Raw genomic sequence first — 25,051 nt, forward strand, 5'->3', positions numbered from 1 at the left:
ACGATGAGAACCATCCGTAATTTATCCGGCGTATTGCTGGAGCGCAAGGAAAACGATGCGGGAATTTTATTTTGCGAAAGCGGTCAGGAACGCCACTTGTCGTACGGCCAATTACTAACATTGGCCGGAAGAGCGCTCCATCTGCTGCGCGAGCAGGGCCTTGAGCCAGGCGACTTTGCCGTCTTGCAGACGGAAGATAATGAACGGTTTATCCTCCTGTTCTGGGCTTGTGTGCTCGGCGGCATTGTCCCCGTACCTGTGACCGCGGCGCGTACGGACGAAGGACGCAAAAAGCTGATCGAGGTATGCAAGCAGTTGGAAGCGCTTAGATTTTTATGCGATGAGGAGCTTTGGCCGGGAATTCAAGGCTACGCTTTGAAGCACGGAGAAGCGGAGGCGCTGGCCGGGCTTGAGTCTGGCAGCGTGCCGATTGCGGAGGTGCTTGCGGCGGCTGTGGATACTAACAGGCCCGAGGCGGAGCCTTATGACGCAGCCGAGACGGACACCGCATTCATCCAGTTTACATCGGGCTCTACCGGAGACCCGAAGGGGGTCGTGCTGACGCACGGCAATCTTCTGTCGAACATGCGAGCCATTATCCATGGAGCACAGTCGACGGAGCGGGATTCTTCCCTAAGCTGGCTGCCGCTGACGCATGATATGGGGCTCATCGGCTTTCATCTTTCTCCGCTATTTTGCGGCATGAATCAGCTGCACTTGCCGACCTCGACGTTTGTGCTTCATCCGATGAAATGGCTGGAGCTTACGCATAAGCATCGGGTGACATGCCTCTCTTCGCCGAATTTCGGTTATGTGCATTTTCTGCAGCATTGGAAGCCGGAAGGAGCGGCCGCATGGGATTTGTCTTGCGTCAGGCTGATATTTAACGGGGCCGAACCGATATCGGCTGCCCATTGCCGCGATTTTCTGGAGGCTATGAAGCCGTACGGGTTAAAGGGGAATTGCATTTTTCCGGTATACGGGCTTGCGGAAGCGAGTTTGGCCGTGACGTTCCCTGGGACGGAAGACTACCTGAATACCGCTCTGCTTGAGCGGCAATCACTCGCTGTCGGACAGCCTGTACGAATGGCTGCACACGGGGACCATACTGCGATCGAGATCGTCGAACTGGGTTTCCCCGTACAAGAGTGCGAGGTGCGCATTTGCGACGAAGCGGGAAAACCAACGGCTGCAGGCAGTATAGGCTTGCTTCATATTAGAGGCCGCAACGTTACAAGTGGCTACTATAAGCGACCTGATGTAAACAAGCAAACGATTACCCCGGAAGGCTGGCTGAATACGGGAGATTTGGGTTTCTTGCTGGAAGGACGTTTATATGTGACCGGTCGCATGAAGGACGTCATATTCGTCAATGGGCAAAATGTGTATCCGCATGACCTGGAGGCATTGATCAGCAGCCTGAAAGGGGCCGAAATCGGGAAAACGGCGATTGCTGCCGTTCAGGATGACATGACCAAACGGGATGCGATGGCTGTTTTTATTCAACATCGCGGCAAGATCAGCGGATTTGTACCGCTGATGACCGAGGTGAAAAAACGGCTGAACGGATCGGCCGGTCTGGACGTTGCTTTTGTTGTCCCTGTTCGGCGCATTCCGAAAACGACCTCCGGCAAAATTCAACGCTACGTATTGGCGGAAGCGCTGCGCGCAGGAGAGTTTGCAGAAGCGCTTGCCGAGTTGAAAGAGCTGGAAGCGGCGACCACGCTCGAGCTCTATGATGCGGAAGGCGGCGATGTCTTCCGTGGGGATGCCAGCTTGGAGCCGCTCACGGAAGCGGAAGAACGGATCGTGTCCGTCTGGCGTGAGGTGTTGAAAAAGGATGCCATAGGCCGAAATGACAGCTTTCTCGAGCAAGGTGGCAACTCGCTCAAGGCGGCTGATGCAGCCGCCAGGCTGCAAGAGGCGTTTGGCGCCCGACTTACGCTTACCGAGCTGTTTTTGCATGATACGGTGAGCTCGCTGGCCGTTTTACTGGAGCAAAGGGCACAGGAGAGCATGGGTACTGCCACAGGCGCTCCTCCACCGGTGGTTAAAGCAGAAGAGCGGACGGTTTATCCTGCGACCTCGGCGCAAAAGCGGCTGTTCATTTTGGAGCAGCTGAATCCGGGGCTGCTCAATTACCATCTGCCGTTTGCGGTTCAGGTGAAGGGCCCGCTCGATATCGAACGATTCCGCGCAGCATGGCGGGCACTAATAGAGCGGCATCCGGCGCTGCGATCGTCCTTTTATATGGAAGAAGGGCATGTGATGCAGCGCATCGAGCAGGCGATCGAGTTGCCGCTTGCGGTCGTTGACGGAAGCAGCTGGTCGGCGCATGACCTGGCGCTGCGTCAGCGCAGCTTCCTGCAGCCGTTTCCTCTGGAGAAAGGGCCGCTGCTGCGCATGGAGCTTGTGCGCCTGGAGCACGAGTCAAGCGTACTGCTGCTGGATATGCATCATATCATGACGGACGGAACGTCGATGGGCATTTTGATGTCCGATCTTACGAGGTTTTACGAAGGGAACCTACCTGAGCCGTTGTCCATACATAGTGGGGATATCGCGCTGTGGGAGGAAGCGGACCGAAATGGGGGCTGGCTTGCGGGCCAGAAGGTTTATTGGCGCGAAATCTTTCGGGATGGTGTGCCGTCTCCGGCGCTTCCGTCCCCCCGTTCAAGACCGCAGACGCCGAGCTATCGCGGGGCAATGGAGCGCTTTGAGCTGGAGCCGGAGCTTGCCGGATCGCTGCGGGCGTTGGCAAGACGCGAGGGCGTAACGTTATACACCGTCCTGCTATCCATTTATTATGCGCTGCTTGCGAAATATACGGGCGAATCCGACATCGTTATCGGCACGGCAGCCGCGAGACGGATGCGGCCGGAGCTGCAAGGCGTAGTCGGGATGTTCGTTAACATGGTTCCGATCCGCCTGCGCGGGCAAAGCGGCTTGCGCTTCGATCAATGGCTGAAGCAGGTCCACGGGGAGGCGCTGACCGCCATAGGCAACGGGGATGTGCCTTATGAAGAAATAGCCGAGCTGGCGAATGTTGAGCGGGTATATGGGCGGAATCCGCTGTTCGATTCGGTGTTTACGCTGCAAAATATGGAGCTGCCCGAATGGAAGAGCAAAGATGTTGTTTATACGCCCCAAGCGATGGACAGCGGCTCGGCCAAGTTCGACCTGACTTGGGAGTGCGTGGATAACGGCGTTAGTATCACATTTACGCTGGAGTATGCGCTGGATTTGTACGATGAGCGGGCCGCTGCGCAATGGGCCCGGCATTATGTAGCCTTGGCCCGGGCCGTCGCCGAGCAGCCGCATGCAGCGCTTGGCGAGCTTGATCCCGTCAATGCGCAGGAACGGGATCGTCTGCTCCGGCTTGGCCGTTCATTCGCCGCGCAGCCGCAGGAGCTGTCGCTGCACAGGCTGTTTGAGCGGCAAGCGGCGGAAACACCGCAGCAGATTGCCGTTGAAATGGGCGAGTGGACGTATACCTACAGCGAGCTGAACGAACGTGCCAACCGGTTCGCGCGCGTGCTTGCACGGTGCGGCGTTGCGCCGGGGGCGAAGGTGGCGTTATTGTTGCGTCGCTCGCCCGATATGATTGCGGCGATATTGGCTGTGCTGAAATCGGGAGCCGTTTATGTCCCGATTGACCCGCAATATCCCGAAGAGCGGATTTTGTTTATGCTCCGGGATACGGAAGCGCAGGTCATCGTGGCTGGAGCCGCGACGATGGAGATGGGTGCCCGGCTTGCCGGTGACAGCATCGATGTCATCGACATGGAAGAACTGGATACGAAATGGGCTGGCGAGTCCGGGCATGATCTGGACATCGATGGCGCTGGGGATGATCTCGCATATATCATGTATACCTCCGGCTCGACGGGCAAGCCGAAAGGGATTCTGACCACGCATCGCAATGTGTCCCGGATTGCCTACCATACCGATTATATAAGCATTTCGGAAAACGATGCGCTGTTGCAGCTTTCCAACTACGCCTTTGACGGTTCATCCTTCGATTTGTACGGTGCGCTGTTGAACGGCGCGAAGCTGACGCTGGTTGGCGAGGAAGAGGTTGCCGACGTTATGCGGCTGACGGAGCTGATCAAGGACAGCGGCATTACCGTGTTCTTTGTGACAACAGCGCTGTTCAATACGCTGGTCGATCATGGGCTGGAGTCGCTGCGCGGACTGCGTCATATTTTATTTGGCGGAGAGCGGGCTTCCGTGCCGCATATCCGCAAAGCGCTGCGCGCGCTTGGACCGGGTGTGCTGCTGCATGTCTATGGCCCTACGGAAACAACGGTGTTTGCTACCTGTTATCCGATTACTGAAACATGGGATGGACAAGGCACGGCCACCGTGCCGATCGGTGCGCCAATCGCACGTTCAGAAACGCTGGTGCTGAATGAGCAGGGCCGATTGCAGCCGGATTGGGTGCCGGGCGAGCTGTGGATTGCGGGCGACGGTGTCGCATCCGGTTATGTGAATTTGCCGGAGCAGACCGCTTCAAAATTTCGGCCGCATCCATTCCGGGAAGGTGAAACCGTGTACGGCACCGGGGATCTGGTTCGCCGCTTGCCTGACGGAAATTTGGAGTTTCTGGACCGAATCGACAGCCAGATCAAGCTGAGGGGTTATCGGATTGAATTGGGTGAGATCGAAAGCAGGCTGCTGGATTGTGCGGGCGTCAAGGAAGTGTTTGTGGCGCTGATCGAGAATGACGGCGCGCCTTATTTATGCGCTTATATCGTTGCGGAGCAAACAGAAGAGCAGGCAAGCGTTCGGAGCCAACTGACTGGAAAGCTGCCGGCATTTATGATTCCCGCCGCGTTTGTGCAGTTGGATAAGCTGCCGCTGAACGCGAACGGCAAGGTGGACATAAAACGTCTTCCTGTGCCGGAGCGCACGGCCCCCTATGAAGCGCCCGCGACTGATACGGAGGTCCTTGTTGCCGGATTGTGGCAAGAAGTGCTTCATGCAGGAAAGGTTGGCGCGGTTGACCACTTCTTTGAGCATGGTGGTCATTCCTTGAAAGCGGCCGCATTGACCTCGGCCATCTACAAGCATTGCCGGGTGCGCATGCCGCTTCAGGACATTTTCAAGCTGCCGACGGTCAGAGAGCAGGCGGCCTGGATCGACGGGGCAGCCAAGGAAGCGTACGAACCTGTTACGGCCGCGCCACAAGCCGCATCCTATCCGCTGAGTCCGCCGCAGCGGCGCATGTTTTTGGCGGAAAACATAGCTGATATCGGACTATCCTACCATATTCCGCTTGCGCTTAAATTGACGGGTACGGTTAATGAAACCGGATTTGGACAAGCGCTTCGGAAGTTGATCGAACGGCATGAGCCGCTGCGGACCTCCTATCACTGGATCGACGGTGCTGCGGCCCAGATCGTGCACGATTCGGCCGACTTTGTTCTGCAAACGGCGGAGCTCGCAGAGACGCCGCTGCCGGAATGCTTGAGACCGTTTTTCCGGCCGCTCAATCTTGGCTCCGTGCCGCAGCTCGCTGCATGTTATTGCCGGCCCGAATCGGAAGGAGCTGAGGCTTATCTGCTGCTCAACATCCATCACATCGCGGCGGACGGCATATCCGTTAAGCTGCTGCTGGAGGAGCTGGCCGATTTGGTCGACGGGGCAGAACTTGCGCCTCTGGCTCTGCATTACAAGGATTATGCTGTTTGGCAAGAGCGACAGTCCGGCTCAGAGCGGGCGAGGGCAAGTCAGGCGTTTTGGACGGAGCAGCTTGCTGAATCTTCGGCGCCGCTCGATATGCCACTGAATCGGGCGCGCGGCGACCGTCAGACATTTGCAGGCGATACGTATACCTTCTATATTCCGTCGGCACTCGTCGCAAGGATGAAAGAAATAGCCGCAAGCGCCGGAGCTAGCTTGAACAGCCTGCTTTTTGCGGCTTACGCGCTGCTGCTCAAGGGAACGACGCATCAGTCGGAATTTGCAATCGGTGCTTTGGCGGCAGGCCGGACGCATCCGGACACGGCCCGGATGATCGGCATGTTCAACCAGTTTCTGCCGATTCGGATGCAGATGGCGGACGAGCTGCCGATCTTGGCGTTTGTGGATGAGACCCATCGGCGTCTGCTTGCCGCATACGAGCATGGCGATGTCAGCTTCGAGCACATGATAGAAGCGACCCCGTATCCGCATGACCCTTCGCGCAATCCGCTGTTCGATACGATGCTGATTCTTCACAACCAGTTTGATGACGAGAAACTGGCGGTGCGCGGCAACGGTTGGAGCATGGAGCCTCTGCCTGTCAGCCACGGAACCTCCAAGCTGGACTTCAAGCTCGATCTGTACAGCGATGGCGAAGGCGATCTGCGGGCGGTGCTGGAGTATAATACGGGATTGTTCGATAAAGGCTCGATGGAGCGCTTGGCGGCGCGGCTGCTTTACATTTTAGAGCAAACGGCTGCCAGCCCCGACCTGATCTGTGGCGACGTTGAAATGACGACACCTGCCGAAGAAGCTGCCATTGCGGCATGGAATAATACGGGATCTCCGTACCCGATGGAGAAGACGATTCACGAATGGTTCGCCGAGTCCGCGCGGCGGTGGCCGGACCTCCCGGCGGTGCGATCGGCAGAAGGCTCGCTGACGTATGGGGAGCTTAATGAACGCGCTGAACGCATGGCTGCCGTGCTAAGAAGCAAGGGGGTTGCGGTCGAGACGATTGTGCCGATTGCCGCCCAGCGCTCGTTGTCCATGATGATTGCGATCATGGCGGTGCTCAAGGCGGGAGGGGCCTACTTGCCACTCGACCCGGAGCATCCGCCCGAGCGGATCCGCGGCATTCTGGAGGACACCGGAGCCAGTCTGCTTCTGGCGGGGACCAAATGGATTCGTACGCTCCCGGCCTTTCAGGGGGAAACGCTAGATCTGGACGCGCTTGCGACTACCGCCGCATCGGAGCTGCCGCTTGGCGAAGAAGAAACGGTTTTGCCGCCTCAAGCAGGCCCCGAGCATTTGGCGTATGTCATTTATACATCAGGCTCCACCGGCCAACCCAAAGGCGTTATGGTGGAGCACCGCGCTGCGATCAACCGGCTGCACTGGATGCAGACGGCTTATCCGTTGAATGAGCGAGACGTTATTTTGCAGAAAACGCCGATCACGTTTGACGTTTCCGTATGGGAGCTGTTCTGGTGGAGCTTTGCCGGTGCATCGCTTTATTTGCTGGAGCCCGGCGGGGAGAAGGAGCCAGCGGTCATGCTGCGCGAGATTGAGGAGCAGGCGGTTACGGTTATGCATTTTGTGCCGTCTATGCTGGGCGTCTTCCTGCCCTACGCGGCGGACAGCGGCAGAGGCGGCGAGCTAAGATCCCTGCGGTACGTATTTGCGAGCGGCGAAGCGCTCAAGCCCGCGCATGTCGCAGGTTTTTACCGCCTGATGGAGCGTGGCGGCAGCCAAGGACGGCTCATCAATCTGTACGGCCCGACGGAAGCGACCGTCGATGTCAGCTATTACGATTGCCCGGACGCTGGGGCGGGTGCGATTCCGATCGGCAAGCCCATCCAGAACATCCGGCTCCACATTGTGGACGAGCGGATGAGACCGCAGCCGATCGGTGTGTTCGGCGAGCTGTGTATCGCGGGTGCCGGTCTTGCGCGCGGATATCGCAACAGGCCGGATTTGACAGAGCAAAGCTTTGTTCCAAATCCGTTTGCCGCAGGAGAGAAGCTGTACCGTACCGGGGACCTTGCAAGGTGGCTGCCGGACGGCAATATTGAATATTTGGGACGCTTTGACCATCAGGTCAAGCTGCGTGGTCTCCGCATCGAATGCGGCGAGATTGAGCACGCGCTGCTCCGCCAGGCAGAAGTTCGCGATGCCGTGGTGACGGAGGTGATGGACCATGCGGGAGAGCCGGCGCTATGCGCATATCTCGTGACAGTGGACGGGGAGAAGCCGGAGGAAGTGAGTCTTCGGGATGCACTTAAGGAACTGCTGCCGGAGTATATGATCCCTACATATTTTGTAGCTATGGAAGCGTTACCTCTGAATCCGAGCGGCAAAACAGAGCGCAGCCGCCTGCCGGACCCCCGGTTCGCTGAACCGGTGGCTCACGGCGAAGCGCCTGCTACGCCAACGGAGCAGCGGCTGTCCGAGCTGTGGCAGGAGGTGCTCGGTCTGGCTGCAAGCGGGCCGGACGACCCGTCGGTGATCGGGAGAGAAGCCCATTTCTTTCAATTAGGCGGCCATTCCTTGCGCGCCGCACGGCTTGCGGGCTTGATCGAGCAGCGTTATGGAGCTGCATATGCATTGAAGGATGTGTTCGAGACTCCGCTGCTGCGGGAAATGGCGGCCCGCATCGACACCGCAGTCTCCAAGCCGGCCGTGGTTATTGCCCAGGCGGAAAGTCGGCCTTACTACCCGTTGTCACTCGCGCAGAACAGGTTGTTTGTGCTGCAGCAGTTTTATCCGGGCAGCACGGCCTACAATCTGCCGCTCGCGCTGAGCCTGACGGGAAAACTTGATCAGAATAGGCTTCGCGAGGCGATTCAGGGCTTGATTGACCGCCATGAACCGCTGCGCACCAGCTTTGACTGGGCAGACGGCAAGCCTGTACAGCGTGTCCATGAGCGGGTTTCGTTTGAACTCGCCGTGTTTGCCTTGATGGATGCAGCGGACTTGAATACATTTACGCGTGCGGTCGTCCGCCCGTTTGATTTGCGGAAGGCTCCGTTAATTCGGGCGTTTCTTGCGACAGACGGCGAAAGTCGGCATACGCTGCTGCTGGACATTCACCACATCGTCGCTGACGGCGTGTCCATGAATGTGATGGCGCGCGATTTCGAGCAGTTGTTTCGCGGCGGCTCCTTGCAGCCGCTGCCCATTCACTATAAGGATGCCGCCGTTTGGCAGCAGGAGTGGATGGCTTCAGTGGCAAGAGAGGAGCAAGAGCAATATTGGGTACTCCGGCTAGCGGGTACACTTCCTGTGCTGCAGCTGCCAACCGATTATCCGCGTCCGCCCGAACAAACCTTCGAAGGCGCCAAGCTTGAACTGCGAATACCGGCAGGGCTTGTCGAGGGCATCGAAGCGGCGGCTGAGCAATGGGGCGTTACGCCATTCCATATCTGGCTCACTGCTTACCATACGTTATTGCATCTGATGACAGGGCAAGACGATCTGATTGTCGGCACGCCGATCGCCGGCCGCTTCCATCCCGCTACCGAGTCTCTGGTCGGCATGTTTGTCAATACACTGCCGATTCGAAGCCAGCCATCTGGCGAGCTGTCGTTCAGAGCGTTTGCCGAGCAGCTCAAAGAAACAGTGCTTGCGGCACTGGATAACAGCTTGCTCCCGTTTGAGCACATGGTGACGATGCTGGATGTGCCGCGCGATCTGAGCCGCAATCCGCTGTTTGACACAATGTTTGTCATGCAGCATAGGGAGGCCGGACAGGTGGCGGTGGACGGCTTGCAATTTGAGGCGCAAGTGCCGGACCATCGCGTTTCGAAGCTGGACTTGACGTTTGAGATTGCGGATCAGGGCCCAAAAGGCGCAGCCTTGATGATCGAATATGCAACGTCGCTGTTTAAAGGAGACAGCATATGCAGAATGGCGGAATGGTATTTCCGTATTGTCGGTCTTGCACTGGCCGAGCCGGAGCAGTCGCTCGGAGGGATCGGACTGCAGGGCGCCGCTGAGGCAGAGAAGCAGAGCAAAGAGTTCAATCGTACGACAGCGCCGTATGCAGGCGGCGATACGGTGGAGGTTTACCTCGAAAGACAAGCGGTGGAAACGCCGCAGGCCGTTGCGGTTACGGCGGAGGACGGAGTTTTGACGTATGCGGAATTAAACCGGAAGTCAAACCGGCTGGCGCAGGCACTCAGACGGCAAGGTGTCAAGCGCGAGGATCGCGTGGCCGTCGTAATGGATCGCAGCCTGGAGATGATGATTGCAATCTTTGGCGTGCTAAAGGCGGGCGGAGCTTATGTGCCTGCCCCGCCGGGCTTGCCGCCGGAACGAATACGCTACATGCTGGACAATTCCGGAGCCGAGCTTGTCCTGACGCAGGACAAAGCCTCGGAAGAGCTGGAGACGTTCGCGTCATTGATGGACGTTCATGAGGCGCTGGCGCAGGAATGGGACGACTCCCCTGTGGAGAAGCTGCATGATTCACGTTCGCTTGCCTATGTGCTGTATACCTCGGGATCGACCGGACAGCCGAAAGGCGTCATGATCGAGCATCATTCCGTTGTTAACCGGATCGGCTGGATGCAGAAGCAATATGGACTGGACGCAAGCGGAGTCATTATGCAGAAAACGCCGATTACCTTCGACGTATCGGTCTGGGAGCTGTTCTGGTGGAGCTTTGCGGGAGCCAAGCTGGTCCTGCTGCCTCCAGGCGGCGAAAAAGACCCCGCGCTTATGATGGATACGATAGCGCGGCATGGCGTAACAACGATGCATTTTGTGCCGTCCATGCTGCACCTGTTCCTGGAGCATCCGAACTTGCTGCGCGGCGAGGCCAGGCTGGAGAGCCTGCGTCATGTGTTCGCCAGCGGCGAAGCGCTGACTGCGGATCAGGTGCGGCGGTTCCGCGAGCGGATCGGAGTTCCATTCGATGCCAGACTTGTGAACCTGTACGGCCCGACCGAGGCGACGGTGGACGTTTCCTTTTACGATTGCTCTGATGGCGATATTCCGATCAACGATATTTCGATCAATGTACCGATTGGCAAGCCGATCGACAATATTTCGCTCTATATCATGAGCGGAGCGATGAAGCTCCAGCCCGTCGGCATTGCGGGGGAACTATGCATATCCGGCGTGGGCCTGGCGCGAGGTTATATCGGCCGGCCCGATTTGACGGAAGAAAAGTTCGTCGATAATCCATTTGCGGCGGGCAGTCTGATGTATCGAACAGGAGATCTTGCCAGATGGCTGCCTGACGGAAGAATCGAATATTTGGGCCGAATCGACCATCAGGTGAAAATAAGGGGCCAGCGTATCGAATGCGGGGAAATCGAGCATGTGCTGCGCGGTCATCCAGCGGTTTCGGAAGCGGTGGTCATGAAGCGGGATGCCGCGAGCGGAAGCGAGTATTTATGCGCGTACATCGTTTGCACCGAACCTGTGGACCTTGAGGAGTTGCGGGATTTTTCAGCATTGCGCCTGCCGGATTATATGGTTCCGCTGGCCGTGATGGAACTGCCCGTTATGCCCCTGTCTCCAAACGGCAAAATCGACCGAAAGGCGCTGCCGGAGCCGGAGCTTAAGACGGGTAGCGGCACTCCGTTTGTTGAAGCGACAAGCGATAACGAATTGGCGATTGCCGCCGTATGGCGCGAAATTCTGCAAAGGGACGACTTCGGCATCCATCATCGCTTCTTCGATGCCGGGGGAGACTCGCTGCTGCTGGTGCGGGCGCATCAACGGCTGGAGACGTTATATCCCGGCGTTCTCGGCGTAACGGATCTGTTCACCTATCCAACAATCTCATCGCTTGCGGCGTATTTGGAGTCGAGAAATCGGGAGCTCGCGAGCTGGAGCTGGACCGGTCTGCTGGTGGCAGACGACTGCGTCAGCAGCGGCTATGCCGCGGAGCGTATCGGCAGCGTTCAGTTCCAACTGGACCGGCTGGTTGCGAAAGGACTTGCGGAACTTGCAGCATCCCGCTCGGTGACGGTTGAAGCCGCGGCGTATGCCGCATATCTGTACTTCTGGCGAGGAGAGTCAGGCAGCAGTCGGCTTGTGCTTCCAGCCATGACGGATAACGGTCTGATTGCTCCGAAGGAAATCGACTTTGCAGAGGTGCGCGATTTCGATACGTTGCTGCGGCATGCCGCCAAGCGGGCGAGCGCAGGAGAATGTTACTCCGTGCGACAAATCAGAAAGCACCCGCAAGCCGAAGCCGGATTTGTCTTGTTTCCGTTATTTGCAGGAACAGCGCAGCACGGGTTCAAGGAGCGGGAGACGTTATTGGAACGATTCGATGTTGTGCTGTATATGGATGGCGCTGCAGCGCCAAGCGGGGCGGAAGGGCCAGAGCTTGGTGGGGTGTGGACTTACAACGCCCGACGCCTCGGCAAGGAGTCGGTGCTGGATTGGGCTTCCGCTTATCTGGAGCTTCTGTCGAGCGTGGTCGAGCAATATCGCGCCACAGCAGACAGTGCCGTCTCGAGGGCGTAGCATGGGTCAAGCCTTTGGACAAGCTGGACTGCGCCCGAGACTTGAGCATACATCTGACAGAAGAAAGAAAGGAGCTTTCCTGTGAAAAAAGTGTTGTCCGTGATAGGGAATATCGCGCTTTATATTGGGGTCTTTTATGCGCTGCTCTATCTGCTTCGCTCGACTTACCATTACGAAGCGACGCTGACTTTTGCTGAGTTTCTGGATCGCAACCCGGCTATGTTTATGGTCGTTCTGTTCACGCTGATTACGCTTGTGTACATGCTGATCTTTCGCATCAAAGGATGGATCTGGCCTCATGCGGAAAAAAATCTGTTCCGCGCGTCGGGCTTCAAGCGGCTGAGCGCCTCGCGCGTCTTGCTCATGATCGGCCTGGGTCTTGCGGGAAGTTTGTTCAGCATCGGCCTTATCGTCATTGATGATATTGCACGGCAATTTCCGTCCATTCCCGCGCTGGTTGACGATCTGATCAGTGGGGATTCAATCTGGTACGTCATTCTTGGCGCCGGTTTGATTGGGCCGGCATTTGAAGAAATATTGTTCAGGGGCCTCATTTTCAGGGAGCTTCGCCGGGTTATGCCGGTATATGTGGCCTTGGTGCTGCAAGCAGCGGCTTACGCCTACTTCCAGCCGAGCGCGGCCCTTTCAATCATCAGCATCGGTTCGGGCCTGATTTACGGGGTGCTGTATTTGCGCACCGGGTCGCTGTGGGCACCGATCCTGGTACAGAATACGGCCATGGGCACCATCTTTCTATTTAAATACATCGGGTTCTACGAATGGTTTGACAAACTCGGCGATGTTTCGCTGTATATCATTACAGCGCTCTGTCTGGCGGCGTTGATTGGAGGTTCCGTCTATGTCTGGCGTTCCTCCGGCAACGGCGGCATCGGCACACGTGCCGGTCAAGCACTGACGGCTGACGTGCCGCCGACAGCACAAAAGGGGGGCTAACCGCATGAAGGCATGGGGAATGATGCTGGCCCGCGTGGCCGTTGTTATCGGGCTGTATTTTGCATGGTTTTTTACCGTGACGACATTTTTTTTCGATTATCTTTACCCCAGAAGCACGTGGTTTGAACAGAACACGGTAACCGTCATTATTTTGAACGATATGGTGGGTTTGCCACTCATGCTGCTGGCCTGGAGGTTTATATTCAAGGAAAACCTGTTTAAGGCGGCTAAGTTTCGCGTGATGAGCGGCAAATCGGTGGCCATCGCTTTATGGATCGGGCTTGGAGCCGGCCTGTTTACAGTCGCATTCTCCCGACTTCCTGCCATTGCAACGGACAAGTATCAGTTCCGCGAATTGTTTGATTACCTGAACCGCGCGGAATGGTATGTATTTCTGGTTTTCCTGATTCTCGGAAATATTTACAAGGAGACGTTGTTCAGAGGCATTCTGATGAATGAATTCAGACGCGTGCTCCCGGTCTGGATCGCCATTGTGATTCAGGGCGTGTTATACGGAGCGCTGTTCTTTTTCGGAGACATTCCGCTGTCGCTGTATGGTTTTCTAGGCGCGGTTATTTTTGCGCTCTTGTATGTCTGGTTTAAATCCATCTGGGCGCCGATCGCAGCGCAAGTTGCCTGTCAGGGCAGTCAGTACCTGCTGTGGCATTACGGGCCGGAGACGACGGATGTTACTATGATGTCCACCTGGATGGCTGTGGCGGCCGTCATGATTGCGGTTGGCATATTCCTTGCGGTCAAGCATCGCTCTTCGATCTCCGCGCCGTTGTCTTCTGAGGCGGTGACACCTGTGTGAAGGGATTACGAATAGCGGGAAATACCGTATTATATTTGGTCATTTATGCGGCGATTGTAATGCTTGTGAATCAATTGCTTTACAACGGGATCAGTAATTCCGTGCTGAAAGAATGGATCAAAGGCAATTCCGGCATTGTACTGATTGTATCCAATATCATTGTACTTGCCGTCTATCTTCCGCTGCTGCGCTGGCAAAAAATTTCACTGAAGGATCTGGGGTTTGTTCCTCCGCGCAGGGGATCGCTGCTGCTGTCCGCAGGGACGGGCATCTGGCTCGGCTTGTTTATTGCCGCGTTTGCCCGTCTTCCGTGGATAAAAGCAACGTTTCCGGCCATTTCGGATCTGGTCGCTTTTGTCGCCGGCGGCAGCCTGATTATTTTTATGCTCGGCAGCTTGCTGCTGGGATCTTTGCTGGAGGAATGGCTGTTCAGAGGCATGCTGTTTCATACACTCAGTCAATCTCTTTCGATTCTGTGGACGGTTCTGCTCCAGGCCGTATTGTTCGGCGCGGTATTTATGAATGTGACGGTTGGCGCATTTGCGGCACTGGGCGCGATGCTTTACGGTGCCGTTCGCGCGGGCTCGCATTCGCTTTGGGGGTCGCTTGCGGCCCATGTGTGCAGCACAGCCACCTTGTATATCGTGCTGCAATGGGCGGGCGATTGGCAGTCCGGTACGCTTGGATTATTAGCCATGATCAGCGGACTTGGCATTGCGGCGCATGTGTTGCTGCTGCTGCGCGGGAGCGGTGGAAGGGCAGAAAAAGAGCAGGCCGTCAGCGTTTCCATTACTAGCTAGGGGGGAATAGTGTCATGTTTCAACTGGATTTGCTGGATACCAAAAAGGACACATCCGGGCGGAAGGGGCGGAGCGGGGGCTCCGTCTCCAATGTTTCCCTCAAGGATATTGCAATTGTCGGGATATCCGCCAAGCTGCCGCGCGCGGAATCGCACGATGCCTTCTGGGAGCTTCTGCAGAGCGGCAAGGATCTGGTAGGCGAGTTTCCGGAGTCCCGCAAGGAGGAATTGAAGCCGTATTTACGCCGCATGGAGACGCAAACTGGCTCCGTTTCCTTTTTTGACGGAGCGTATATCGAAGATATTTCAGGTTTTGACTATTCTTTTTTCGGACTTTCGCCCAAGGAAGCCTCGCTGATGAGCCCGGCGCAACGCCTGTTCCTGCAGACGGCTTGGGGCGCGGTTGAGAACGCGGGGTACGGCGGAGATGCGCTGCACGGTTCGCGAACAGGCGTCTTTATCGGCTATAACGGGGACATGCTGCATGATTACAAGCGAATCATCGAAGCGCTGGACCCGGAGGCCTTGTCCATGGCGGCGCCCGGCAATCTGAGCTCCATGATACCGAGCCGGATTTCGTATTTGCTTAATTTGCGCGGACCGGCGATCAGTGTGGATACCGCCTGCTCCTCCTCGCTGGTAGCGGTCCATCTGGCATGCCAATCGATCCGCAGCGGCGAATGCGAGGCAGCGATTGCGGGCAGTGTCAAAATTAACGTGCTCCCGCTGGATACCGGCATACGCCTTGGCATCGAGTCAAGCGACAGCCGGGCCAGAACGTTCGACGACTCGGCGGACGGAACGGGTATCGGCGACGGCGTGATTGCGCTGCTGCTGAAGCCGCTCTCCCGCGCGCAGGAGGATGGCGACCACATTTATGCCGTCATCAAAGGCAGCGCGATGAATCAGGACGGCAGTTCGGTCGGCATTACTGCTCCGAACGCCCTCGCGCAGGAGGACGTCATTGCGCGTGCCTGGCAGGATGCGGACATTGATCCCGAAACGGTGACATACATGGAGGCGCACGGCACGGGCACCCCGCTTGGCGACCCGATCGAAATCGACGGGCTGACGCGCGCCTTCCGGCGATATACCGACAAACGCCAATTTTGCGCGATCAGCTCGCTGAAAACCAATATCGGCCATCTCGACCATGCCGCCGGTATTGCAGGGCTGCTCAAGGCGATCCTGTCGCTTGTCCACAAGCAGCTTCCGCCAACGCTTCATTACCGCTCGCCGAACCGCAACATTCCGTTTGTGGATTCGCCCGTTTATGTCAATGACGAATTGACGCCATGGGAGACGGACGGCGAAGCAAGAAGATGCGGAGTAAGCGCGTTTGGCATGAGCGGGACCAACTGCCATGTTGTGCTGGAGGAGGCCCCAGCCGGAATACCTTCGGGCCGCTCGGACAGAGCGGAGCTCTTCTGCTTGTCCGCGCACAGTTTGACGGCACTGGAGCGGCTCGTGCTGCTCATGCGGGACTGGGCTGCGCAGCATCGCAGCGATGAGAGCGGCAGCCTGGCCGATCTTTGCTACACCTTGGCCGTCGGCCGGGGAGCCCATCGGTATCGGCTGGCGATTGTGGCAAGCCATTGGGAAGAGCTTGCCGAGACCTTGCATGCAGCAGCCAAAAGCGGCTTGGCCGGCCTTGCGCTGCCGAACGTTCGTTTTGGGACGGTCAATACGGCACCAGCCGGGAATATGCGGCAGCAACCCGTTCCAGACGAACGGGAAATAGAAGCGCTGGAGATGGGCCAACGTTACGTGGGCGGATACGAGATCGACTGGAAGGCGTTCTACCTAGGACAGCGCCGCCATCGGCTGCCGCTTCCGACGTATCCTTTCGATTCTCCCCGTTGTTGGGTGCAGGAGGCGCGCGCCGGAGCGACGCTTCACAAACCATTTGCGCACTGGAGCGGATATTCGATCGGTGGAGATATTCCCGAGGAGCTTGGGCAAGAAATGAACGAGACGTTTGACAGATGGCAAGCCACGCTTCGGCGGAGCGGCGGGATGAAGAGTCAGCGCCGCCGCGGCGTTGCGTTAACCGGGGAGCGTTCCGGTCTGGAATGGGAGCAGCATGTCGCAGATGTCTGGGGTGCGCTGCTCGGTTATGACGAGCTGCCTGCGAATGCCGATTTTTATGAACTTGGCGGAGATTCCATTATTGCGCTCAAAATTGTAAATCAGCTCAGCGAGCTTGCGGGTATTCACATTCAGGTGGCGGATTTGTTAGGGCATGCGGATCTGCCTTCGTTAACGGTCCTGATCGAGCAGCGGCTCAGGGAGAACGGCGTTACGACAGCGCAAAGAACGAACAATCGAAACAACGTTGAGCAAACGAAAGCCGCTCAAAACAGCAGACACGAGGCGAACGGCGAGCATGGCGGACAAGCAGTGTCCATTAGCTTTGGCCTGGCAGGAGCAGACGGGCATGGCAGGCTGTTGACCGGCCAAGCCTCCGACTCTTTGTCCGGACATAGATTGGAGCCGATTCCAAAGGCGGCACCGCAAGAGCATTATCCGGTGTCATCCCCGCAGAAACGCATGTATTTGCAGCAGCAGGCGTTGCCCGAAGATCGCAGCTACAATTTGCCCGAACTATTGCACTTGGACGGGGACATTGATGCAGATCGACTGGAGGCCGCCTTGCAAGCTATCGTGGAGCGTCACGAGACGCTTCGCACCAGCTTCCACGTCATCGACGGCGAAATCAGGCAGCGTGTTCATGCCGCCATACCTTTTCACCTGGTCCGCAAGGAGGCCGATGAAGCGGAAGCAGACGGCCTGCTGCAAAGCATGTTCTTGCCATTCAGGCTCGATAAGGCTCCACTGCTTCGTGCAGCCTTGCTGACGCTGGGACCGGAGCGCCATGTGCTTTTTATTGATATGCATCATATTGCATCCGACGGCATGTCGGCGGGTATTCTTTTGTCCGACCTGATGACTCTATATCAGGGCGGTTCGTTGCCGCCACTGCCGCTGCAATACAAGGATTATGCGGTATGGCGGGAGAGCAGACCGCTCTCCGGAAGCGCCGAACGGTATTGGCGCGAGCAATGCCGGGGAGACTGGCCGACGCTTGCGCTTCCGACCGATGCCCCGCGACCGCCTGTCAAAGGCAATCGTGGCGAAACGTTTGACGTTTACGTCGAGGCCGAATTGATGGCGGCTGTGCGCAGCCTCGCGGCCGAATCGGGCACGACTCCGTTCATGGTGCTGCTATCTGCGTATTACACTTTCCTCGCCCACTATACGGGGGCCGAGGACATTGTCGTCGGCACGCCGATTGCGGGACGGACAAGGCGCGAACTGGAAGCGGTCGCGGGCATGTTCACAGGCACGCTGCCGCTGCGCGCCTATCCGCGCGCGGACAAGCCGTTCAGTGCCTTTTTGTCCGAAGTGAAAGAGATGGCAACCGGGGCTTACGCCCACGCTGATTATCCCTTCGAGGAAATTGCGCAATGGATGGACAGAAGGGACGCTAGCCGGAGTCCACTGTTTGACACGATGTTTATCATGCAAAATCTGGGTATTCCAAAGTCTTCATCAGCGGGATTGTCGTATCGCCACCAGCGCTTTGAGCATGGCACGGCCAAATATGATTTGATGATTCAGGCTGTGGAGCATGGAGCGGAATTGCGGCTTGTTGTGGAATATAATACTGATTTGTTTCACCGCGCGACAGCCGAGCGGTTCATGCTGCATTATGTGCAGCTGCTGCGCAGCTTGACGCTCCGTCCGGGCGCCGCGCTCGGCGAAGCGGAGATACTGTCGGAGTCGGAGCGTCTGCATATGCTGGCAATGGGGGCCAGACGCGAAGCTGACTTTCCGCCGCCGCGCTGTCTGCATGATTGCTTCAAGGAGCAGGCGTTGGCCGTTCCTGATTTGCCAGCCGTATCTTGCGGCGGTGAATCCATGACTTATCAGGAGCTGGATCGCCGCACCGATGCGCTGGCGCAAACCTTGCGCGTCAAAGGTGTAGGACGCGGCAGCGTAGTCGGCGTCATGGCGGAGCGCTCCATCCCCATGTTGACCGCTATGCTCGCGGTTATGAAAGCCGGAGGCGCATATATGCCTGTGGATCCGCATTATCCCGGAGAACGCATCCGCTATATGCTGGAGGACAGCGGTGCGGAGCTGGTCTTCGCGGACAGCGCGCATTCCGTAGCCGCGAGCAGTGTGCCAGCCTCCTTGCAGGTGCTGGACATGGCGGATGAGGCGCTGTTCTCCGGCGGAGACGAAGCTGCCACCGCATGGCCGCGAGACGCCGCCGATCTGATGTATGTCATTTATACTTCCGGTTCTACGGGTCAGCCGAAGGGCGTCATGGTGCCGCACCGTAGCTTTTACAATTTCGGACATTCGCTCAGGAGGTTTTTCGACGGACAATACGGTGAGAGTGACAGATGTCTCAGCCTGACCAATATTTCGTTTGACGTCAGCGTGGCGGAGCTGTTTATGCCGCTGATGTTCGGGGCTTGCACGGTGCTCTACCCGGAGCCGACACTGCTTGACCCGCGGCGAATTGCCGAGGTGATTGTGGGTGAGCGCATTACATTCGCTTATTTGCCTCCGTCTTTGCTGAAGGAGGTTGCGCGGCTGCTGGAGCAATCGGCTGCCGCGATTACGCTGGACAAAATGCTCGTTGGGGTTGAGCCGATTCAAGACGAAACGCTGGAGCTATATACGAAGCTGAATCCAAAGATTCGGATTATGAACGGCTACGGACCGACGGAGGCGACGGTTTGCTCTAATATGTACGCGTACAAGCCGGGCGCTTATCGCGGCGGCTATGTACCGATTGGCGGCCCGATGCACAATGTGGAAATTTATATATTCGGTTATGGCGGCCAGCTTGCTCCGATTAATGCAGCCGGGGAGCTGTATATTGCCGGCAGCGGTCTTTCCGACGGTTATGTGAACAAGCCGGACATGACAGCAGAGCGCTTTTTGCCCCATCCGTACCGTGAGAGCCGCTACATGTATCGCACCGGCGATATCGCGAAGTGGCTGCCGGACGGCAACGTGATGTATGTGGACCGGGCCGACCAACAGGTGAAAATCAGAGGTGTGCGGATTGAAATGAATGAGGTTCGTTCGCAATTGATTTCCTTTCCCGAGGTGGAGGATGCGGTTGTGATCGTCCGCGAGCAGGCAAGCGGCAACAAGGAGCTGTGCGCGTATGTGGTCGCTTCGGACAAACTCCCTTCGCGGGAATGGCGAAGACGGCTGAAAGACAAGCTGCCGGAGGCGATGATTCCGGCCTATATCGCGGCAATTGATGCAATACCGCTGACGCCGAATGGGAAAGTGGACCGGCGCGCCTTGCCGGAGCCGGAATTCGGGCCTTGGGAACGGAGAGAGGCAGAGCTGCCGCGAGACGGGATGGAAGAGCGCGTTGCCGCCATTTGGAAGGAAGTGCTGGGCGATACGGCTGGGCCAATCGGTATTCACGACGACTTTTTCGAGCTTGGCGGCCACTCCTTGAGGGCTGCGGTACTGGCGGGCAAGCTGGAGCAGGCGACGGGAGCCCATGTTCCACTCAGCCTGATATTCGAACTTACCTCCATTGCGGAAATGGCCACCTGGCTGAAGGAGCGGGTCGATGCCGCTGCGGTGGTCGAGCCGATCCCGAAGGCGGAGCGGCGGGAGTGGTATCCGATGTCGCGCGCTCAGCGCCGCCAATATATGATGCAGATGCTGGGCGGTGACGCCACCATGTATCATGTGCCGTTCGCGCTCCGCTTGCAGGGCAGGCTGGATGCGGCGCGGCTGGAAGACGCGTTTACGGCGCTGATCGGTCGCCACGAAAGTTTGCGGACAACCTTTCATATGACAAAGGACGAGTTCAGGCAAATGGTTCATCCGCCGTATGACTTTAAGCTGGAGACGCTTGACCCCACAGCGATCACCAGGGACGAGTTCCTTCGGGGAGCGCCGTCAGACTTTGCTGAGGTGACGCGTCTGATGGAAGTCTTCCAGCGCCCGTTTCATCTGGACAAGCTGCCGCTGCTGCGGGCAGGGCTGCTCCGGTTGAACGAGGAAGAGCATCTGCTGCTGCTGGATATTCATCACATGATTACGGATGGTGTATCCTCCGGTTTGCTGGTGAATGAGCTGTCGCGGCTGTATGCCGGACAAGCGCTGCCAGAGCAGCGCGTACAATACAGCGATTATGCGGTGTGGCAGGAGGCCGGATTTGCCGATACCGCTTATGCGGAGCATGAGAGGTACTGGATGGAAATCTTCGAAGGCAAGCTTCCTGTGCTGGAGCTGCCAACGGATCGACCGCGGCCGTCTCTGCCGAGCTATAAAGGCCGCCGCCATTCGTTCCGGCTGGACGCAGTGACAACCGCGGCGGCGCGAAAGCTCGCGCGGGAAGAAAAGACGACGCTGTATACGGTGCTGCTGGGTGCTTTTGCCGCGATGCTGGCCAAATACAGCGGTCAGACCGAAGTGATTGTGGGCACCCCCTCCGCCGGCAGGGAGCATGCCGATACGCATGGCATGATCGGCATGTTCGTCAACACGCTGGCGCTGCGGACAAGGCCGGAAAGACTCAAGACGGTAAGAGCTTATATAGCAGAGCTGCATAACCATGTCGTTGAGGCGCTTTCGCGCCAAATGTATCCTTTCGAGGAGCTGGTCGAAGGGTTGAAGATTGATGCGGACAGAAGCCGCAATCCTTTGTTTGACGCCATGTTTGTCTTGCAAAATATGAACCGGCCAGTGATGGAAGCAGGCGGGCTCGTCTTTGACGAAATACCGTTCGAGTCGGGGACAAGCAAGTTTGACCTGACGCTGGAAGCGGTGGAGCGGGAAGCGGAAATCGAGCTGCAGCTGGAATATGCAACGGATTTATTTCATGAGGAAACGGCGCGACGCATGGCGGAAAGCTATGCCGTACTCGTGCAGGAGATGTGCAGATCGCAGGGTCGCACGGTTGGCGAGCTTGAGCTGATGAGTGAGAGCGAGCGGAAGCAATTGTTGGCTATATTGGGTGGAGGAAGCATACCGGTACAGGCCGCAAGTAAAGAGGGGGGCAATGGCAGGATGGAAACTCGAGCAGACAAGGACATGACAGAGCGGCAAGTAGGCCCAGGTGCGGTTTCCGCGCAAGCAACGGCGGAATGGACGGGGTTCGTGCAGGAAGTGGAGTGCCAGGCGGCGCGCACGCCGGATGCGGCGGCGATTCAATTCGGCGCGGAGATGGTGACGTACGCCGAACTGAACGAACGCGCGAATCGGCTTGCCCATTCCTTGCGGGCGAAGGGTGTGGGGCCTGAAAGCATGGTCGCTCTAATGGCGTCCCGCAGCCCGCTGCTGCTTGTCGGTATTCTGGGTGTTCTGAAAGCCGGAGGCGCCTATGTCGCCATTGATCCCGCATACCCGAAAGAAAGGATTGACTGGATGCTTGAGGATTGCGGCGAAGCGCTTCTGCTGACGGAAAAAGCATATGCGGGAGTCGCAACGAGAGCCGCTGCCGAGATGTATCTGGACGATCCGGAGCTGTATGCGGCGGACAGAGGCAATCCGGAATGTATCCATAAGCCGGACCATTTGGCGTATGTGCTGTATACGTCGGGCTCGACCGGGCGCCCCAAAGGTGTGATGATCGAGCATCGCGGGCTGGCTCATTTCATCAGTGGCTTCCGTGAGCGGATTCCGTTTGAGAAGAGCCAGCGCATTCTGGCGATGGCATCGGTCTCCTTTGATATTTTTGTCGTTGAAAATCTGCTGCCGCTTACGCTGGGTATGCGGATTGTATTGGCAAACGAAGAGGAACGGAGCGACGCCGCTTTACTGCAAGGCCTGATCGACAAGCACGGCGTCGATGTGCTGCAAATTACGCCTTCGCGCTTCAAGTGGTGGATGGATCAGCGAGGCGAAACGGACGGCTTGCACAAGCTGCGCATATTGATGATCGGGGCGGAGCCGCTGACGATTGATGTGCTCGGCAGGCTGCGCGCAGCTACCGGAGCCAGATTGTTTAATTTGTACGGTCCGACGGAGACGACGGTGTGGACCTCCATCCGTGAAGTGACTGAAGGCGAGGACATATCGATCGGGACACCGATTGAAGGTTCTCTCATGATGGTGCTTGACGAAGGAATGAAGCTGCAGCCGACCGGTGTGACGGGCGAAATTTGCATTGGCGGACCGGGCGTCGGGCGTGGGTATCTCAGCCATCCCGAATGGGATGTCGCTTTTGTGCCGAATCCGTATGTGCCGGGCGAACGCATGTATCGCACGGGTGATCTTGGACGCAGGCTTGAAAATGGGGAGTTTGTCTATGGGGGGCGCCGCGATTTCCAGGTGAAAATCAGGGGTCACCGGATTGAAGTCGGTGAAATCGAGCAGCAACTGCTTCGCCATGAGCAGGTGAAGGAAACGGTTGTCACCGCGTTTCAGGAAGAGGATGGGGAATATGCGCTTTGTGCGTATGTTGTCCTGCAGAACGCCGCGGCAACAGATACGGAGCAAGGCGACGAGGCGCCATCCGGCAGGTTGCCCGCGCAGCTGCGTGAATATCTTCGTGACAAGCTGCCCTCCTATATGCTTCCGCCCTTCATGGTCGTTCTGGATGACATTCCGCTTACGCCAACGGGCAAAATCGACAGAAGGGCGCTCCCGAAGCCGGAACCGTCCGATGCGAACACACGAGAGCTCGTTCCGCTGTCAACGGATACCGAGCGCAAGCTGGCGGAGATTTGGAAGGATCTGCTTGGTACGGATGTCATCAGCGCCAAGGACAGCTTTTTTGAGCTTGGCGGCCATTCCCTGAAGGCGGCAGGCATGGTCAGCCGCATTGCGGAACGCTTTAGCATTCAAATGCCGCTGCGCGAGATTTTTATGAATCCTACGCTTGAAGGTTTAGCGGCCCATCTGGATACTAGTGAAACCGTGGCTACCGCGCGCATTCCGAAGCAGCCGGAGCTCGAGCACTATCCGATGTCAAGAGCGCAGCGCCGCCAATTTATGATGGGGCTGATCTCGGGCGAGGCAATGATGTACCATGTGCCGTTCGCCGTGCATATGCAGGGCAAGCTCGATGTGGAGCGGCTGGAGGAAGCTTTCCTTGCGATGATAAGCCGCCATGAATCGCTCAGAACGACATTTCATCACGAGGAGGACGAGTTCCGTCAACGTGTACATGCAGAGCCGGTATTTACGCTGGAGCGGGGCGCCAGGCTGAGAATGGCTGCGGTCAAGCTGCTAGGGAAAGGCGGAGACGAAGGATTGTTCGGCGGCATCAGCGCACTGATGGAGCGCTTTATCCGTCCGTTTGATCTCGGCAATCTTCCGCTGTTCCGGGCAGGATTAATCCCGCTTGGCGAGGAACGCCATCTGCTGCTGCTGGACTTTCATCATATTATTACTGACGGCGTCTCCGTCAGCGTCCTGCTGCAGGAACTGACCACGTTGTACGGCGGCGGCGAGCTTCCGGAGCTGGATATCCAGTACCGGGATTACACGGTATGGCAAGAAGAACAGATCGGCAGCGAAGCCTATATGGGGCATGAGCGCTACTGGCTGGAGGCGTTCGAAGGGGCGCTGCCGACGCTTGAGCTCAAGTCGGCCTTGCCAAGGCCGCAACTGCAAAGCTTCGAGGGCGGTCTGATCAACTTCAGACTGGATGAAGAGCTGACACTTCAGATCAAGGCATTTGCACGTGAGCGGGGCACGACGTTGTATACCGTGCTGCTCGGAGCTTATGCGATGCTGCTTAGCAAATGGAGCGGTGAGGAGGATATCATTATCGGCACGCCGGTAGCGGGCCGCAATCATGCGGGACTGGAAGGGTTGATCGGGATGTTTGTCAATACGGTCGCGATTCGCAGCTTTCCGGAATCGTACCGGACCGTGGGCGACTATTTGTCTGAGCTGCACGAGGATGTGCTGCGGGCGCTGGAGCACCAGAATTATCCGTTCGAGGATTTGGTGCAAAAGCTGGGAATCGATCAGGATCGCAGCCGCAATCCACTGTTTGATACGATGTTTATTCTGCAAAATATCGATCGCGTCGCTTACCGTTCGGGCGGCATTGAATTCGACCCTAAGGAGTTCGATCCGGGCGTAAGTAAATTTGATCTAACGCTTGAGGCGCTGGAGCAGGACGGCAGGATCGATTTTGCGCTGGAATATGCGACAAGTCTTTTCCGGGAGGAGACCGTCCGGGCGCTGTCGCATGATTATGCGGTGATCCTACGCGCGCTGGTAGAAGACGGAGCACAGAATAGAATCAATGCCGTGCTTGCAGCAAGCAAGCTTGTATGAACCAACATTCTAAGCCTAAGGAGGCGGCG

General features: G+C 57.4%; 5 protein-coding genes. All 5 read left to right on the forward strand.

Features of this window, described 5'->3' with window-relative positions; genetic code table 11:
• Positions 1 to 3 precede the first annotated feature (3 nt).
• Positions 4 to 12,171: a non-ribosomal peptide synthetase gene (locus tag WDY75_RS15535; RefSeq protein ID WP_063479654.1), complete on the forward strand. Its 12,168-nt coding sequence runs from the start codon at positions 4 to 6 to the stop codon at positions 12,169 to 12,171.
• Positions 12,172 to 12,252: 81 nt separating this feature from the next.
• Positions 12,253 to 13,125 carry a CPBP family intramembrane glutamic endopeptidase gene (locus tag WDY75_RS15540; RefSeq protein WP_063479653.1) on the forward strand — a complete coding sequence of 291 codons (873 nt, stop codon included), beginning with the start codon at positions 12,253 to 12,255 and terminating at the stop codon, positions 13,123 to 13,125.
• A gap of 4 nt (positions 13,126 to 13,129) precedes the next feature.
• Positions 13,130 to 13,939: a CPBP family intramembrane glutamic endopeptidase gene (locus tag WDY75_RS15545; protein ID WP_063479652.1), complete on the forward strand. Its 810-nt coding sequence runs from the start codon at positions 13,130 to 13,132 to the stop codon at positions 13,937 to 13,939.
• Complete coding sequence (locus WDY75_RS15550) at positions 13,936 to 14,739, forward strand: CPBP family intramembrane glutamic endopeptidase (RefSeq protein WP_063479651.1); 804 nt, start codon at positions 13,936 to 13,938, stop codon at positions 14,737 to 14,739. The genes WDY75_RS15545 and WDY75_RS15550 overlap by 4 nt, the downstream gene beginning before the upstream one ends.
• Positions 14,740 to 14,753: 14 nt before the next feature.
• Positions 14,754 to 25,022, forward strand: a complete 10,269-nt coding sequence (locus WDY75_RS15555; RefSeq protein WP_063479650.1) for a non-ribosomal peptide synthetase — start codon at positions 14,754 to 14,756, stop codon at positions 25,020 to 25,022.
• Positions 25,023 to 25,051 lie beyond the last annotated feature (29 nt).

The sequence above is a fragment of the Paenibacillus glucanolyticus genome (assembly GCF_037333485.1).
GTDB lineage: Bacteria > Bacillota > Bacilli > Paenibacillales > Paenibacillaceae > Paenibacillus_AQ > Paenibacillus_AQ glucanolyticus.

Excerpts from the sequence above, each read along its gene's own strand:
- WDY75_RS15555 (WP_063479650.1), top strand. The coding sequence starts at position 14,754 with ATGTTTCAACTGGATTTGCTGGATACCAAAAAGGACACATCCGGGCGG.
- WDY75_RS15545 (WP_063479652.1), top strand. The coding sequence starts at position 13,130 with ATGAAGGCATGGGGAATGATGCTGGCCCGCGTGGCCGTTGTTATCGGG.
- WDY75_RS15535 (WP_063479654.1), top strand. The coding sequence starts at position 4 with ATGAGAACCATCCGTAATTTATCCGGCGTATTGCTGGAGCGCAAGGAA.